We start from the raw sequence: 16,349 nt of genomic DNA on the forward strand, positions 1-16,349 counted from the left end.
AAAAATAGAAATAAAATAACTACAAAAAAAAATACTATGATATATATTAATGTGAAGTAAAAATAACTATTTTTGTAGAAATTTTTTTAATGATGAAATCAAAATTTATTACATTAGGAATTTGTATCATTTGTTTTTTAATTTCTTGTAAATATGAAAAAAAAACGGACTCTAAAGAGGTTGTTGACAAAAAAGAAATAATAGATAATTCGTTTAAAGTTATTCTTGATGTTATAGTTAAAGAGAATGATGATTTTAGTATTTTTTATACTGAAGATGGCTCATCTGATTTTACAAAAATACCACCTATTTGGTTAACAGTAAAAGGATCTGAATATAGTCAAAAAGTTTTATTTTCCTTACCTGAAGATGTAATACCTACTCAATTAAGAATTGATTTTGGAATTAATGAAAATCAAAAGGATATAATATTGAATAGTGTTGAAATGAAATATATGGAAAATGCTAAAAAAATTGGTTGTCCACAGTTAGTGTCATATTTTAGAGCAGATGATTCAAAATGTACTTTTGATCATGTGACTGGGAAAATAGTAGCTAAAATAGTAGACGGGAAAAGACAATTTCCCTCTTTATACCCTCACGAAACAGTTTTACAACCTGAGATAGAAAAATTGATACAATAAAATTTTATTTTTTAGTATTAGTATAGAATTAAAATAAAAATAAATGCGAAGAATAAAAATATTGTTTTTTTGGATTTTTTTTAATAAAAACAATATTAGTTTTTCTGAATTAATACGATTTTTAATTAAGCCAAAAGTAAGTTCTATTGCTAGAAAATATATATATCAAATTATAAAAAACGGTGATTACGAAATCTCTTTTAATAATTTAGATAAAAAATTATATTGGCCCTCAAAGTTTTCAATTTCAAGATTAAACCAAGTTATTGCAGAATCTTTTGACATTGAAGATTGGCATTATTATCAAAAAACACACACTGAAATTAATGTAGACGAAGTAGTCTTAGATATTGGTACTGCTGAAGGATTGTTACCTCTTTCAGTAGTAGATAAATGTAAATACATTTATATGATAGAACCCAGTACCTTATTTTGTAACTGTCTTAGTAGAACCTTTTCTGATTATAAGAATAAAACGACTATTTTTAATGTTGCAGTAGGTAATGAAGATGGTATAATTAATTTCGATGAAAATTCATTAGATGGAATGATATCTAATGAAAACACTTCATTTTCTAATGAAATACCAATAAATAAAGTTGATACATTGTTAAATAATCAAATTATTACGTATTTAAAGGCTGATATAGAGGGTTTTGAATTAGAAATGTTAAAAGGAGCAGAACAGACAATAAAAAGAAACCAACCAAAAATTGCTATAACTACTTACCACACCCAGAATAATCCAAAAGAAATAATAGATTTAATAAAAAGTTTTGTGCCTGAGTATAATTATTATGTAAAAGGGATTTATGAGAAAACACCAAAACCTGTACTAATACACTTTTGGATATAGAATATGATTGAAAACAAGTTTACATCTTTTTTTTTAAATAAAAAAAAAACAAATTTTTTTATATATGGATTTGGACAAGTTTTTAATTTAATTAGCCCTTTACTGGTTGTTCCTAAAATTGTATTTGTTTGTGGAGTTAGTGCATTTGGAAAAGTTAGTTTATCTTTTTCTTTATGTTTATTTCTCATACTAATTGTTGATTATGCCTTTGATATAAAAGGAACAAAAGAAGTTTCTGAAAATAGATATAATGCCCATAAACTTCAAGAAATTCTTAACACTACCATTTTTACAAAAATTGTTTTATTTATACTTGCATTTATACTTGCTATACTAGTAATTTTCTTTTTTAAACTTTTTTACCAAGAAAAGAATTTATTTTTAATGTCGTTAGTTATCGTTTTTGCACAAGTCTTTAATCCAGTATGGTTTTTACAAGGAGTAGAAAACTTTAAACTTATAACTATATTAAATATTGGTTCTAAATTACTTTATGTTTTGTTAGTTTATCTGCTTATTAATACAAAAGACGATTATTTATTTATAAACCTTTTTTTAGGTTTAAGCTCTTTGTTTTTTAATGCAATTGGACTTTTAATTATAAAAAAAAAATATGTTTTTAAAATCGTATTTCCAAAATACAATGTAGTTAAAAACATAATCAAAAAAGATTTTTCATTTTGTATTTCTCAACTTTCTTTATCAATAAGACAATTATCACCACTAGTATTGACTAGCTATTTTTTAGGTTTTTCATTAGCAGGACAATATAAAGTTTTAGAACAAGTAATTAGTTTATGTAGAACATTTATCCAAGTGTTTTTAAAATTCTTTTATCCAAGTGTTTGTTTAAAATATAAAAACAATAAAAAAGAAGGAATACATTATTGGAAAAAGTATACAATTTTTATAGTTTTTATTATTTTTTCAATAATTTCAACAATATATTGTTTTTCAAATGCAACATTACAATTTTTTCATTTGACGTCGCAAGACATAAACTCGATTTCTTCATTATTTAAAGTTTCTTTAATTGTTTCTTTATTAATGTCTATATCACTACCCTTAGAACAATTAATGTTTGTTCAAGAAAAACACATTAAGTATGTTAGAACAACAATTTTAATTACACTAACTAATCTAATCATAATACTTTTATTCATTCATAGTTTTCAATTAAAAGCAATAATTTTTTCATTAATCTTTGCAGAATTATTATTTATATTTTTCTATTATATATTCACAAAAAAAGGAGCTATAAATAACATAAAAAAGTAGAATTGATTTCAGTTTATAACTTTTTTATTGAGCAAAAGAGATAATAAAAAAACAAATAGTTATCAATTAGGTTGCTTATATAACATATTTTTTTAAAGTTTTTAACTCTTATTTTATTAAAGAAACTTGTATAATCATTATATATTAAATACTTTTAAAAAGAAAAAAACTAAAAGAAATAAAATGCTAAATAAAATAAAATTACTCTATAAAAAGGTTTATCAAAAATGGAATTATGATATACAAAAATCACTAGTTTTAAATGGTAAAATTTTAGCAGACATAAATAATAATAAAAAAGAAGTATTATCATTAGACGAAGTTGAGTTCCAAGTATTTTCACAAAGAGGAGAAGATGGAGTAATTCAATATTTAATTAATAAAATTGATATTCCAAATAAAATTTTTGTTGAGTTTGGAGTTGAAACCTATACAGAATCAAATACAAGATTTTTATTAATAAATAATAATTGGTCAGGTTTAATAATTGATGGGGATAAGAATAATATTAACTTTATTAAAAAAGATTATATTTATTGGAAATATGATATTACAGTAAAAGAAAGTTTTATTACAAAAGAAAATATAAATCAAATAATTTCAGAATATACCAAAGAAAAAGACATCGGAGTTTTAAGTGTGGATATAGACGGAAATGACTATTGGATTTGGAAAGAAATTGAATGTATTAAGCCAAGAATAGTTATCTGCGAATATAACTCAGTATTTGGAGATAAAATGAGAGTTACTGTACCATATAATGAGAATTTTATTAGAACAAAAGAACATTATTCAGACTTATATTTTGGAGCTTCTTTAGCTGCATTTTGTGAATTAGCTGAATCAAAAGGATATGATTTTATTGGAACAACTAGAGCTGGAGTTAATGCTTATTTTGTTAGAAAAGATTTATCATTACCATTTAAAAAATTATGTACCAATTCAATATATAATGAATCTGATAATCGTGATTCGAGAGATGAAAAAGGAAATTTAACATTTTTGAGACATAATGAAAGATTAGAAGTTATCAAAAACAAAACTGTTTTTGATTTAGAGAAAAATGAGGAAGTTTTGATAAAAGAATGTTTTAAAATTTAAAGGATGCGTATTTTACAAAACAAAAGTAATTTCTATAGTATTCTATTTTTTCTTTGCATTGGAGTTTCTTATTTAAATAATTATGAATTAACGTTCATGGTTTGGACAATTTCTTTTTTATTAACAATTAAGGATAAATACTCTTTAAGTATAATTAAATGCATTCTTCCTTTTGCTATTATTTTACTAATAGCTTTTGTAGTATCTTTTTTTTATACAAGTTCTATTTATTTAAAGATTAGAGATTTTACTTATTTATTTAAACCTATACTGGGCTTACTATTGGGGTATCAGCTTTTAATTGTAAACCCTAAAGAAGCATTTAAAATTATAGTAAGAACAGGCTTTATAATTGCACTTATTCATTTATTATTAGTTGTAAAATCGATATTTGAAAGTGGTGCTTTTATTGTAAATCATATTAGGCAAGTTGGAGGCTATTTTAGTGATTTTGAAGTTTATGTGATTATAATTTTGATTTTTTATAAACATTATAATTTAGATTATTCATTAAAAAAAAGAAACACCATATTATTAATAGTTTCGGTCTCTTGTTTTCTATATTTATCTAGGACTAATTTTATTCAATTTATAATTTTTTATTTAGCACTAAAAGGATATTTAATATTTACAAAAAAAGCAGTTAAAATAATTTTAATTTCTTTAATATCAACTCTTTTAGCATATTCTGTAGTCTTATATATTAACCCTAAGAGACAAGGTAGAGGTTTAGAAGCTTTTTTATATAAGGTTAAGATAGCTCCTATTGAACCTTTTAAAACAAAGATAAATAAAGAGGATTGGAGAGATTTTAATGACAACTATCGATCATATGAAAATATTATAACTATAAAACAAGTCTCCAATGAAGGTCTTTTGGCAGTAATTTTTGGTAAAGGATTAGGTTCAAATATAAACTTAGGAAGGAAAATAGGAACAAATGATGGAACTATTGTACAGCTCATTCCAATTTTGCATAATGGATTTATTACTGTTTTTTTGAAGTCAGGTATTATAGGTGTTTTTTTTCTTTTCTTTTTTCTTTTTTCTTTATATAGACAAAGAAAATCCTCTATCCCTATTGTAAATTATATTAATTTTCTTTTGATGGGAACAGCAGTTTTCTTAATTGTTTCTAATTGGGTATTTATGGGTTTATATCTTAAATTAGATAACAAGTCTATTATGATTGGTTTTTTATTATCATTAAGAATTTTAATTTTAAAAAAAGAAGAATATCAAAACTTAAATGAATGAAAAAGAAAAGAATCTTAGTTGATTGTCATAAGTTTGATGAAGATTACCAAGGAATTACAACATATATAAAAGGTCTTTATTCAGAGTTAATAAAAGATAGTAATTACCATTATTATTTTATTTCTTATAATAAAAACAAACTTAGTAAAGAATTTGGAACACATGAAAATGTTACTTATTTAAAGTATTTTTCAAAAAATAAATGGATTCGTTTATTATTAGATTTACCTTTTAAAATTTTAATTAATAAAATAAATGTTGCTCATTTTCAGTATGTAGTTCCTCCTATAAAGTTTTGTAGATATATTGTTACAATTCATGATGTACTTTTCTTAGATTTCCCTCAGTTTTTCAAAAAAGAATATCAACTTAAAAATAATTTTTTATTTAAGAATTCAGCTAAAATTGCTGACATTGTTTTAACTGTTTCTGAATATTCTAAAAAAAGAATACAGTATTATTATAAATTAAAAAAACAAATATTTGTAATTCCAAATGCGATAAATGAAGATTTTTTATACTCCTATGATAAACAAGAAAGTATAGATTATATAGAGCAAAAATTCGGAGTTAAAAATTATTTCCTTTTAGTTAGTAGAATTGAGCCAAGGAAAAATCATTTAATTTTATTAAAATCATTTGTTGAAAATAAATACTATAGCGATAACAGTTTAGTTTTTGTTGGTAAAAGAGATTTACACTATGAGGAATTTGAAAACTATTACATTAAATTAACAGAAGAAATTAAACGTAAAGTTTTAATATTAGAAAATGTAAATAATAAAGATTTAGTTGCATTTTATCAGGCGGCTAAAATCTTTGTTTATCCATCTTTTGCTGAAGGTTTTGGAATACCACCTCTAGAGTCTTTATCTGTTAACATTCCAACTATTTGTTCAAATACAACAGCAATGTCTGATTATACTTTTTTTGAAGACTTTTTATTTAATCCAAATGACTCAAATGACTTAAATTTAAAAATTAAAAAAGCATTACAAAATCCCAATCTCGATGAAATTATAACAAAAATGAGAAAAAATTATAATTGGAAAACTTCTTCTAGTATATTTGTTGATGTCATAAACAAAATAAAATAATCTTATTACTATTTTTGTTATTGAAAAAGAAAGAAATGAGAATAGGAATACTTGGAACTAGAGGAATCCCAAACCATTATGGAGGTTTTGAGCAATTTGCCGAATTTTTTGCAACTTATGCCGCAGATCAAGGACATGAGGTATATGTTTATAATTCTCATAGTCATCCATACAAAGGAAAAAACTTTAAAGGCGTTCATATTGTTCATTGCTATGATCCTGAAAATAAAATAGGAACAGTTGGTCAATTTATCTATGACTTAAATTGTATCAAAGATGCTAGAAATAAAGATTTTGATATTATTTTACAATTAGGATATACAAGTAGCTCTTTCTGGTATTCATTTCATCCTAAGAAGGCAATCGTTATAACAAATATGGATGGTTTAGAATGGAAACGAACTAAATATTCTAAAAAAGTACAGAAAGCGCTTCAAATAGCAGAACGGTTTGCTGTTAAAAAAAGTGATTTTTTAATTTCAGACTCAATAGGAATTCAAAAGTACATTACAGAAAAATACCAAAAGCAAAGTACTTATATAGCTTATGGTGCTAACAATTTCAACAACCCTAATCCAGATATTTTAAAACATTATCAAGTTGAAAAAGAAAAGTTCAATATGATAATGGCTCGTTTTGAACCTGAAAACAATATTGAAATGGTGCTTGAAGGTGTAGCCGAAACAAAAACAAAAACTCCAATTCTTGTTATAGGAAATCACAATACTAAATATGGTTCATATTTAAAACAAAAGTTCTCAATCTATCAACACATTAGGTTTATTGGTGCAGTATATGATTTAGAACATTTGGATAATCTTCGTTATTATTCAAACTTATATTTTCACGGTCATACAGTTGGTGGAACTAATCCTTCATTATTAGAAGCTATGGCTTCTCAGGCATTAGTAGTGGCCCACAATAACGATTTTAATAAAGGAGTTTTAAAAGAAAATGCCTATTACTTTTCATCTAACGAAGAAGTTAAAAAAATCGTAAATTCAATAAAAAAAAGTGATAACTTGCAATTTGTACAAAATAATTATGATGCAATTGAAAAATCCTTTAATTGGGAGAAGATAAATGAACAATATTTACAACTTTTTAAACAGTGTTTGGAAGGACATAATACAAGAGAATAGACAAAACAAATCGTTTATCCCTTTTTTATTATTGATAATTACATTGCCAATATCAATGGCACTTAACAATATTTTGTTATCAATTTTTATACTCAGTTCATTTTTCTATGTTACTAAAAAAAGAAACAAGTTTTCTATAATATTATTATATCCAATAATTTTATTTTTATGGATGACATTATCTTATTTTTGGTCAATTGATATGAACAGAACACTTTTGGCAATACCAAAAGAAATTGGTCTATTGTTAATCCCTTTAGTATTTATTTGGATTCCATTATTTAGTAAAAAACAAAAAGTAAAGATCATTACTTATTATAGTTATACAATGGTTTTTTATGTATTGTATTTTCTTTTAAGGGCTTTTGTTCGTTTTATTATAACAAATGATTCTAGTGTATTTTTTTATCATGGACCAGATAATGATATAGATTCTGGTTTAGTTCCTAGATTATTAAATGCAATTCATTTTTCAGTATATGTTGCAGTAGCATTTTTTTATTTTTTTACTAAAGAATATAAAACAAAAATGGATCAATTTTTGTCTGTTTTACTTTTTGCTTTTGTTATTTTGTTATCCTCTAAAAATATTATTTTAATTTTTATATTTTTAATTTTAATTCAAATTTTCTTCTATTCCAAAATAGCTAATCGTTTTCGTCTACGAAACGTAACACTTCTCTTAATTTTATTTGGTTTTTTTATATCTTTTAATAAAGTTAAAGATCGTTTTTTAATTGAGTTTACTAGTAACACTAAAAAAAGTATTTCCCACAATGTGAGTGTTAAAAAAGTAGAGGGAGTTAATAATATTAGTATTTATGAAGCATGGACACAAGATAAGTTCACATACAATGATTTTTTTCCAGGAACTTCTTTTAGGGTCTACCAATTTAGAATGTTTTTAGAATTTTTAAAAGAAGAACCCATTTTTTGGAAGGGTTTTGGTTTAAACGCTTCACAAAAAAAATTATTAGAAAAAGAAAAGTATTATAATTTGTACCCTAGTTATGGAAGTTTTAATTTCCATAATCAGTATATTCAAAATTTTGCAGAATTAGGTATTGTAGGTTTCATTTTGTTATTGATTTTACTATTTATAAATATTAAAAACGCATTAAAAAGTAAATATTTTACACATATTGCTTTCGCAGTTCTAATGATAAGTTTATTTTTGACAGAATCATTTTTATGGAGGCAGCGTGGAGTATTATTTTTTATTATTTTTTATTGCCTCTTTAATACTACGAACTATCCTAATTTAGAAAAAAAATAAAATGAAAAGAATATTAATTACAGGTGCTGCGGGTTTTTTAGGTTCACATTTGTGTGACCGTTTTTTGTTAGAAGGGTATTTTGTAATAGGAATGGATAATTTAATAACTGGTGATTTAAAAAATATAGAGCATCTTTTTAAAGAAAAGAATTTCGAATTTTATCATCATGATATTACAAAATTTGTACATGTTCCAGGTAAATTAGATTATATTTTACATTTTGCTTCACCAGCAAGTCCTATAGATTATCTAAAGATTCCAATACAAACTTTAAAAGTTGGTTCTTTAGGAACACATAATTTGTTAGGTTTAGCAAGGGTAAAAAAAGCACGTATTTTAATTGCTTCTACATCTGAAATTTACGGAGATCCATTGATTCACCCTCAAACAGAAGAATATTATGGAAATGTAAACACAATAGGTCCTAGAGGTGTATATGACGAAGCAAAACGTTTTCAAGAATCAATTACAATGGCCTATAACACATTTCATGGTGTTGAAACCCGTATTTTAAGAATTTTTAATACTTATGGACCAAGAATGAGATTAAATGATGGAAGGGTTATTCCAGCATTTATAGGACAGGCTTTACGAGGAGAAGATTTAACAGTTTTTGGTGATGGAAGCCAAACTCGTTCTTTTTGTTATGTAGATGATCAAGTAGAAGGAATATGGAGATTATTACATTCTGATTACCATTTACCAGTAAATATTGGTAATCCTGATGAAATAACTATAAAAGATTTTGCAGAAGAAATTATTAAATTAACAGGAACAAGTCAAAAGGTTATTTATAAAGATTTACCAATGAATGATCCACTGCAAAGACAACCAGATATTTCAAAAGCGAAAAAAATTTTAGGTTGGGAACCAAAAATTGGAAGAGCAGAAGGAATGAAAATAACATATGACTATTTTAAGTCACTTTCTCCAGAAGAATTAGCTAAAGAAGAGCATAAAGATTTTACCAAATACATCTATTAATTGTCACCAAAAACAGGAAGATATTCAGGCTATATTAGGCCGTTTTCATACGTAGTTGATTTAACAATAATCAATCTACTAGCTTTTTATTTTCTTCCTCAAGAATTAAACAATTTTGGATTTCATTTTTTTATTTCATTTTCATGGATAGTTATTTCGTCGAATGTAGCTTTTTATGAGGTATATAGATTTACAAAAGAGTTTCAGATATTAGGAAAATTAGTTAAACAACACTTGTTTTTTTTAATTTTCAACTTTGCTTATCTTGGTTTTTTTTATAAGTTTTCTGAACCTTCTCAAATGGTTAAATTTATTTCATTTTCCTTAATTTTTATTTCATTTGAAAAATTTGCCGTTTACTATTTACTAAAAAAGTTCAGAGTTACCTTTGGAGGTAATTTTAGAAGAGTAATTATTGTTGGACATGGAAAACAAGTTGATAAATTAATACATTTTTTTAAAGAAAACCCGGATTATGGTTATAAGCTTGAGAAGGTAATTGATGTTAAAGATGGTAAAAAAAATGCATTCCAATCTTGTTTTAATTTTGTTTTAGAAGAAAAAATTGATGAAATCTATTGTTCAATTTCTAGCTTAAGTAATAGTGAACTAAATCTTTTTGTGGATTTCACTGACAATAATTTAAAAAAACTAAAATTACTTCCTGATAATAAAAATGTTTTATCTAGAAATTTAATTTTGGATTATTATGATTACATACCAATTGTTTCACTTCGTAACATACCTTTAGATAAAAGATCAAGTCAAATTATTAAAAGAGTTTTTGATATAGTCTTTTCTTTTTTAGTAATTATTGGAATTTTATCTTGGTTGACTCCTTTAGTCGCAATATTAATTAAATTGGAATCTAAAGGACCTGTCTTTTTTAAACAAAGAAGAAATGGTTTAAATTACGAAGAATTTTATTGTTATAAGTTTAGATCAATGCATTTAAACCCTATAGCAGATTTAGAGCAAGTTCAAAAAAACGATCCGAGAGTTACAAAATTAGGTGCAATATTAAGAAAAACTAGTTTAGATGAATTACCTCAGTTTTTCAATGTTTTGCTAGGTGATATGTCAGTAGTTGGTCCACGACCTCATATGGTTAGCCATACAGAAATGTATGCTAAAAGTGTAGATAAATTTATGGTTCGTCATTTTATTAAGCCTGGCATAACTGGTCTAGCACAAACTAATGGATTTAGGGGTGAAGTAGAAAATAATAGACATATTATAAATAGAGTTAAATATGATATTTTTTACATTGAAAACTGGTCAGTTTTTTTAGATGTAAAAATTATTTTTTCTACTATTCTTAACGCAATTAAAGGAGAAGAAAGGGCATACTAATGAATATTTTAGTTTCCATAATAACACCAACATTTAATTCTGCAAATTTTATTGCCGAGACTATTCAATCTGTTCAAAAACAAACGTATCAAAATTGGGAAATGATTCTTGTTGATGATGGTTCTTCCGATAAAACTGAAGAAATAATTTTATCAATAATTGAAAAAGATAAAAGAATTCAATTTTATAAATTAAATCAAAACTCTGGACCAGCTGTTGCAAGAAATGCAGGTATAGAGAAAGCAAAAGGGGTTTATATGACTTTTCTTGATGCTGATGATATTTGGTTTCCAAATTTTATAGAAAAAAGTATATGTACTATTAATGAAACAAAGATTCCGTTTGTGTTTTCGTCTTACAAACGCTCTAATGAAAATCTTGAATTTGTATATTCAGATTTTATTGTTCCCCAAAAAGTTACTTATACCGATATTTTAAAATCAAATTCCATTAGTTGTTTAACTGCGTTTTTAGACATTAAAATCTTAGGTAAGAAGTTTATGCCGTTGATTAGAAAAAGACAAGACATGGGGCTTTGGTTACAATATTTAAAAGTGATTCCTTTTGCTTATGGGATTCAAGAAACTCAGGCAATTTATAGAATTAGAGAAAATTCACTTTCTAGAAAGAAATCAGATTTGATTAAATATCAATGGCAATTTTACCGTGAAGTAGAGAAATTAAATGTCTTTCAATCTACGTATTATATGTTACATTGGATGTATAGAGGTTTTATGAAATATCGCAATTAAGAAGAGATTCAAATTGTTTCAATTTTCCTCTTTTGGAACGTTGTAAAACTTCTTTTCGATTATATATGAAATGCAAATTAGGTTCTAAATAATTAGTAATTGCTTTTTCAATTTCTAGTATTTGATTTGAATTTAATTCAATTTTACTTACATAATCAATCTCAAAAGTATCTAATTTAGTTTGACGAATAATAAATTCTTTTACATTCCCATCATCTTCAATGATACTTTTGGTAACATAATAAAAGGTTAAACCTGGTGATTTTTTTCCACTAGGTAAAATAGCAACATCATTGGTTCGACCAATTAACTTCTTTAAAATAGGTTTTTTACTAGTGCTTCTTTCATCTAGAATGCCAATATCACCTATTTCATAGCGAATAAATGGGTGAGCTTTGTTAAATAGGGAAGTAACAACAATTTTACCTTCTTTTCCGTATGGTACTGGTTGGTTATTTTCATCTAAGATTTCTATAAATAAGGTTTCACTGTTCACTTGCCATTCTCCTTGGAGATTTTGAAAAGCAATTAAATCTAATTCGGAAGCACCATATTCATTTACTATTGGAACACCTAAATATTTCTCTAATAGTATTCTATCTTTTTCAAACAACATTTCCGAAGTCACCATACACACTTTTAAAGTCGGACAGATATCAGTTAAAATTATATTTTTAGTTTGTAAGTATTTTCCAAATAAAACGATTGAACTTGTATAACCATTGATATAATCAAACTTTGTTGTTTGGAATTTTTTTAGAACACCCTCTAATATTTTATCTGATAGATCAAAAATAGGGAAACGATATCTTTTACTTAAAAAGTCTTTAAAACGTTCTTTTTGGTAACCCAAATAATCTAAAGGAATTCCATAAAAACGAGCTTGATAAGAAGAATTAAAATCAATTCGATACCAACCAAATCGATAAATAATGGAAGCCCAAGTAATAGCGTGTGCTTCCTTATCTTTTGCAAAAATAAAAGGATCTCCACTTGAACCAGAGGTTTTATTTATAAAAATAGATTTTTTAGTATAAGTATTGGAAAGCCTTTCTTGTAAGGGTTTTTGTAAATCTTTCTTAGTTAGAACGGGTAAATCAGTCCAATTTTTAAAATTCCTTTTGCCAACTAATTTTCGATAAAAAAAATTATTTTCTAAATGATAATCAACAATTTCAGTTTTTTTTAATTCTATAAATTTTTGATATTTATCTTCTGAAATTGCGAGTATTTTCTCCAATTCAACTTGTGCCTTTTTAATAGGAAAGCCATTTAAATTAAGAGTAAGATTAAATAAGTTGAACATAGAATAAATTTAAATTCAAAAATATAAAAAGCAGAATCGATAAACTATTGCGTTGAAACTTTTTTTTCTATTGAAAACAAAGTATTTTTGCCAAACTAACAACACAACAAGATGACAATATTACTTTTAGGTTCTGGAGGACGTGAACACGCTTTAGCATGGAAAATGTTACAAAGTCCAAAATGCACTTCTTTATTTGTGGCTCCAGGAAATGCTGGTACTGCTTCAATTGCAAAAAATGTTTCAATAAATCCAAATGATTTTGAAGCGGTTAAAAAATTAGTTTTAGCCGAAAAAATTGAAATGGTTGTAGTTGGTCCAGAAGATCCTTTGGTAAATGGAATTTATGATTTCTTTAAAAATGATAATGAAATTAATCAAATTCCAGTAATTGGTCCTTCTAAATTAGGTGCTCAATTAGAAGGAAGTAAAGAGTTTGCCAAAGAATTTTTAGTAAAACACAATATACCGACAGCAAAATACGAAAGTTTCACAGCACAAACGGTTGAAAAGGGATGTCAATTTTTGGAAACTTTAAAGGCACCTTATGTTTTAAAAGCAGATGGTTTAGCTGCTGGAAAAGGAGTTTTGATTTTGCAAGATTTAGAGGAAGCTAAAAAAGAATTAAGAAGCATGTTGGTTGATGCAAAATTTGGTCAAGCATCTTCTAAAGTGGTTATTGAAGAGTTTTTAGACGGTATTGAATTAAGTTGTTTCGTTTTAACGGATGGTAAATCGTATAAAATTCTGCCAACAGCAAAAGATTATAAAAGAATTGGTGAAGGAGACACAGGTTTAAATACAGGTGGAATGGGTGCAGTTTCTCCAGTTCCATTTGCAAACAAAGTGTTATTAGATAAAATTGAACATAGTATCGTTAAACCTACTATTGATGGGTTACAAAAAGACAATATAGAATATAAAGGATTTGTTTTCATTGGCCTTATCAATGTAAATGGAGAACCAATGGTTATAGAGTATAACGTTAGAATGGGTGATCCTGAAACAGAAGTGGTAATGCCAAGATTAAAAAGTGATTTGGTTACTGTTTTTGAAGCTATTGGAAAACAAGAATTAGAAACTGTTACTTTGGAAATAGACGAAAGAAGTGCAACAACTATTATGGTAGTTTCAGGTGGTTATCCAGAAGACTACGAAAAAGGAAAAGAAATAACAGGAATTGATGCAATTACTGACTCAATAGTTTTTCATGCAGGAACAAAATTAGAAAACGAAAAAGTAGTAACAAATGGAGGACGAGTTTTAGCTGTTACCTCTTACGGAAATTCTTTTGATGAAGCCATAAAAAAATCTTATCAAAGTATAGCTAAACTACAATTTGATAAGATGTATTATCGTAAAGATATAGGTTTTGACTTATAAATAAAGTTCCTCTTTTAGAGGAATTTTATTTTAAAAATGAATGAGCTGTTGTATCTTGAGTATCTTCATTATTTGCTTTGTGAGCATATAATTGTTTTACCCAATACACCATAGCAACACAACAAATAATGATAAAAACCCAGTTAACACCGTTTGCTAACCACCAATTAGTTAACTCTTCTTTTCTTAATGCATCAAAAGGGATGAATAAAAAATCAGTAAAAAGAGAAGCAATTCCTTCAAAAAATGATTTCATTTTAATAATGTATTATATTTACACTACAAAAGTATAAAATATCCTGATGATAGCAAGCATTTTTAATAAAACAAGACCTTTTAATTATGTAATTATTGCAACGTTACTTTTAGTAGCATTTGTTTTATATTCTTTTTTTCATGTAACATTCTCAGGTTGGCAAGGAGTTTTATATGGAGCTTTCTATTTTATAGCTACAGCTGCCTCTTGTCTATTGGTTAATTTCATATCATTAAAAAATAATTTAACAAGAAATAATAACTATGCTATTTTATTGTTTTTTATTTTTTTATTGTTTTTCCCAACAATTTTTAAAAATAAAAATATTTTAATTTCTAACTTTTTCTTACTCCTTTCTTTACGAAGATTAATTTCATTGAAATCAATGAAAAACACAAAAGAAAAGATTTTTGATGCTTCTTTTTGGATTTTCTTAGCGGCATTATTCCATTTTTGGAGTATTTTGTATATTATGTTGGTTTTTATTTCAATTGTTTTACACGTTTCAAGAGATTATAAAAATTGGATTATACCAGGAATTGCTTTGTTTAGTGTTATTATTTTATTCTTCATTTTTAATATAATAAGCGAAAATGCTTTATTAGAAGATATTTTTAATAAAACTTATATTAGCTTTGATTTCACCTATTTTGAAAATATTTACCAAAATATTGCTCTTGCTGTTTTTTCGTCAATTGGTTTTTTATTTTTTATTAGTATGATAGTAACTTTAAGTGCAAAACCAATGAATATGAAAACTTCCTATAAAAAAATTATATTTTCTTTTTTGTTAGGGCTGGCAATTTATGGTATTTCAGCAGATAAAAACAATAGTTGTTTGGCTTTTTCATTAGCACCTTTAGCAATAATGGGAGCTAATTTTATCGAAAATCAAGAAAACAAAATCATCAAAGAAGTAACATTATACCTTCTCTTTGCGTTAGGATTATTATTTTTTGTAACCCAATTATAATTTGATACCGTAAGCCAAATCTCCTGCATCTCCTAAACCAGGAATGATGTAATTTTTCTCATTTAATTTTTCATCCAAAGCCGCAATCCATAAATGCACATTTTCAGGAACATTCTCTTGTAAATATTGAACACCTTCTGGAGCAGCAATGGCTACTGCAATATGAATCTCTTTTGGTTTTTGTTCCAAATGTAATTTGTGCAAAACAGCTACAATTGACTGCCCAGTTGCAAGCATTGGATCAATTAGAATAAGTGTTTTATCGGCTAAATTTGGAGCCGCTTGATATTCAACTCTGATTTCAAATTCCACATCATTATTCGGATGATATCGATAAGCAGAAACAAAACCGTTATCGGCAGCATCAAAAACATTCATAAAACCAGTATGAAGTGCTAAACCAGCTCTTAAAATCGAGCATAATACAATTTTATCTGAAATTTGAGTAGTTTCTTTTATACCTAAAGGAGTTTGAACACTAGTAGCTTCATAATCTAAAGTTTTACTGAGTTCATAAGCCATTATTTCCCCTATACGTTCTACATTTTTACGAAAACGCATACTATCTTTTTGAATGGATACATCTCTAATTTGAGCTAAGAAATGATTTAAAATACTATTTTCTTCAGAAATATAATGAACATGCATAGGATTAGTTTTTAATTTTCAGGATAAAAGTACAAAAAAACC

Annotated in this window: 16 protein-coding genes; 13 read left to right on the top strand and 3 right to left on the bottom strand. The window is 25.9% G+C overall.

Translation table 11 applies throughout. The annotated features are described in order from the left end of the window. Nucleotides 1-89: 89 nt before the first annotated feature. The 11 genes from FIA58_RS07965 to FIA58_RS08015 all read left to right on the top strand — a co-directional run bounded on the left by FIA58_RS07965 (nt 90) and on the right by FIA58_RS08015 (nt 11,741). Nucleotides 90-644 (top strand): hypothetical protein, encoded by a 555-nt coding sequence (locus tag FIA58_RS07965; RefSeq protein ID WP_140961939.1) that lies wholly within the window; start codon nt 90-92, stop codon nt 642-644. 43 nt (nt 645-687) lie between these two features. Beyond that, nucleotides 688-1,500: an FkbM family methyltransferase gene (locus tag FIA58_RS07970; protein WP_140961941.1), complete on the top strand. Its 813-nt coding sequence runs from the start codon at nt 688-690 to the stop codon at nt 1,498-1,500. A gap of 3 nt (nt 1,501-1,503) precedes the next feature. Then, nucleotides 1,504-2,778: an oligosaccharide flippase family protein gene (locus tag FIA58_RS07975; protein WP_140961943.1), complete on the top strand. Its 1,275-nt coding sequence runs from the start codon at nt 1,504-1,506 to the stop codon at nt 2,776-2,778. Nucleotides 2,779-2,961: 183 nt separating this feature from the next. Beyond that, nucleotides 2,962-3,879: a hypothetical protein gene (locus FIA58_RS07980; RefSeq protein ID WP_140961945.1), complete on the top strand. Its 918-nt coding sequence runs from the start codon at nt 2,962-2,964 to the stop codon at nt 3,877-3,879. 3 nt (nt 3,880-3,882) lie between these two features. Beyond that, nucleotides 3,883-5,136, top strand: coding sequence for a hypothetical protein (locus tag FIA58_RS07985; protein ID WP_140961948.1), 1,254 nt, complete (start codon nt 3,883-3,885; stop codon nt 5,134-5,136). After that, nucleotides 5,133-6,233, top strand: coding sequence for a glycosyltransferase family 4 protein (locus FIA58_RS07990; protein ID WP_140961951.1), 1,101 nt, complete (start codon nt 5,133-5,135; stop codon nt 6,231-6,233). Before FIA58_RS07985 ends, FIA58_RS07990 begins: the two co-directional genes overlap by 4 nt. Before the next feature lie 35 nt (nt 6,234-6,268). After that, complete coding sequence (locus FIA58_RS07995) at nt 6,269-7,375, top strand: DUF1972 domain-containing protein (protein WP_140961953.1); 1,107 nt, start codon at nt 6,269-6,271, stop codon at nt 7,373-7,375. 202 nt (nt 7,376-7,577) lie between these two features. Next, nucleotides 7,578-8,651, top strand: a complete 1,074-nt coding sequence (locus FIA58_RS08000; RefSeq protein WP_165928881.1) for an O-antigen ligase family protein — start codon at nt 7,578-7,580, stop codon at nt 8,649-8,651. A 1-nt stretch (nt 8,652) separates the two neighbouring features. After that, complete coding sequence (locus FIA58_RS08005; RefSeq protein ID WP_140961956.1) at nt 8,653-9,636, top strand: UDP-glucuronic acid decarboxylase family protein; 984 nt, start codon at nt 8,653-8,655, stop codon at nt 9,634-9,636. Beyond that, nucleotides 9,637-10,989, top strand: a complete 1,353-nt coding sequence (locus tag FIA58_RS08010; protein WP_140961957.1) for an undecaprenyl-phosphate glucose phosphotransferase — start codon at nt 9,637-9,639, stop codon at nt 10,987-10,989. After that, the gene (locus tag FIA58_RS08015; RefSeq protein ID WP_140961958.1) at nt 10,989-11,741 is read left to right on the top strand and encodes a glycosyltransferase family 2 protein; all 753 of its coding nucleotides are present in this window, start codon (nt 10,989-10,991) and stop codon (nt 11,739-11,741) included. The genes FIA58_RS08010 and FIA58_RS08015 overlap by 1 nt, the downstream gene beginning before the upstream one ends. On the opposite strand, the gene FIA58_RS08020 is transcribed toward FIA58_RS08015, so the two are convergent. Further along, nucleotides 11,722-13,047 (bottom strand): acyl-CoA synthetase family protein, encoded by a 1,326-nt coding sequence (locus tag FIA58_RS08020; RefSeq protein ID WP_140961959.1) that lies wholly within the window; start codon nt 13,045-13,047, stop codon nt 11,722-11,724. The genes FIA58_RS08015 and FIA58_RS08020 overlap by 20 nt on opposite strands. Nucleotides 13,048-13,158: 111 nt before the next feature. Here FIA58_RS08020 and purD point away from each other — a divergent pair, with 111 nt between their 5' ends. Beyond that, nucleotides 13,159-14,430 (top strand): phosphoribosylamine--glycine ligase, encoded by a 1,272-nt coding sequence (purD, locus tag FIA58_RS08025; protein WP_140961960.1) that lies wholly within the window; start codon nt 13,159-13,161, stop codon nt 14,428-14,430. 25 nt (nt 14,431-14,455) lie between these two features. Here the strand turns inward: purD and FIA58_RS08030 are convergent, their stop codons facing one another. Then, nucleotides 14,456-14,686 carry a DUF6341 family protein gene (locus tag FIA58_RS08030; RefSeq protein WP_140961961.1) on the bottom strand — a complete coding sequence of 77 codons (231 nt, stop codon included), beginning with the start codon at nt 14,684-14,686 and terminating at the stop codon, nt 14,456-14,458. Between the two features lie 46 nt (nt 14,687-14,732). Here FIA58_RS08030 and FIA58_RS08035 point away from each other — a divergent pair, with 46 nt between their 5' ends. After that, entirely contained in the window at nt 14,733-15,659 is a 927-nt protein-coding gene (locus FIA58_RS08035; RefSeq protein WP_140961962.1) for a DUF6427 family protein, read from the top strand. Here the strand turns inward: FIA58_RS08035 and upp are convergent. Then, nucleotides 15,654-16,307: a uracil phosphoribosyltransferase gene (gene upp / locus FIA58_RS08040; protein ID WP_140961963.1), complete on the bottom strand. Its 654-nt coding sequence runs from the start codon at nt 16,305-16,307 to the stop codon at nt 15,654-15,656. The two genes, FIA58_RS08035 and upp, sit on opposite strands and share 6 nt — an antisense overlap. Between the last annotated feature and the right edge of the window lie 42 nt (nt 16,308-16,349).

This window comes from Flavobacterium jejuense, assembly GCF_006491595.2.
GTDB classification, from domain to species: domain Bacteria; phylum Bacteroidota; class Bacteroidia; order Flavobacteriales; family Flavobacteriaceae; genus Flavobacterium; species Flavobacterium jejuense.

Excerpts from the sequence above, each read along its gene's own strand:
- FIA58_RS07985 (WP_140961948.1), top strand. The coding sequence starts at position 3,883 with ATGCGTATTTTACAAAACAAAAGTAATTTCTATAGTATTCTATTTTTT.
- FIA58_RS07970 (WP_140961941.1), top strand. The coding sequence starts at position 688 with ATGCGAAGAATAAAAATATTGTTTTTTTGGATTTTTTTTAATAAAAAC.
- FIA58_RS08015 (WP_140961958.1), top strand. The coding sequence starts at position 10,989 with ATGAATATTTTAGTTTCCATAATAACACCAACATTTAATTCTGCAAAT.
- FIA58_RS08005 (WP_140961956.1), top strand. The coding sequence starts at position 8,653 with ATGAAAAGAATATTAATTACAGGTGCTGCGGGTTTTTTAGGTTCACAT.
- purD (WP_140961960.1), top strand. The coding sequence starts at position 13,159 with ATGACAATATTACTTTTAGGTTCTGGAGGACGTGAACACGCTTTAGCA.
- FIA58_RS08020 (WP_140961959.1), bottom strand. The coding sequence starts at position 13,047 with ATGTTCAACTTATTTAATCTTACTCTTAATTTAAATGGCTTTCCTATT.
- upp (WP_140961963.1), bottom strand. The coding sequence starts at position 16,307 with ATGCATGTTCATTATATTTCTGAAGAAAATAGTATTTTAAATCATTTC.
- FIA58_RS07965 (WP_140961939.1), top strand. The coding sequence starts at position 90 with ATGATGAAATCAAAATTTATTACATTAGGAATTTGTATCATTTGTTTT.
- FIA58_RS07980 (WP_140961945.1), top strand. The coding sequence starts at position 2,962 with ATGCTAAATAAAATAAAATTACTCTATAAAAAGGTTTATCAAAAATGG.
- FIA58_RS07990 (WP_140961951.1), top strand. The coding sequence starts at position 5,133 with ATGAAAAAGAAAAGAATCTTAGTTGATTGTCATAAGTTTGATGAAGAT.
- FIA58_RS08000 (WP_165928881.1), top strand. The coding sequence starts at position 7,578 with ATGAACAGAACACTTTTGGCAATACCAAAAGAAATTGGTCTATTGTTA.
- FIA58_RS07975 (WP_140961943.1), top strand. The coding sequence starts at position 1,504 with ATGATTGAAAACAAGTTTACATCTTTTTTTTTAAATAAAAAAAAAACA.
- FIA58_RS07995 (WP_140961953.1), top strand. The coding sequence starts at position 6,269 with ATGAGAATAGGAATACTTGGAACTAGAGGAATCCCAAACCATTATGGA.
- FIA58_RS08035 (WP_140961962.1), top strand. The coding sequence starts at position 14,733 with ATGATAGCAAGCATTTTTAATAAAACAAGACCTTTTAATTATGTAATT.
- FIA58_RS08030 (WP_140961961.1), bottom strand. The coding sequence starts at position 14,686 with ATGAAATCATTTTTTGAAGGAATTGCTTCTCTTTTTACTGATTTTTTA.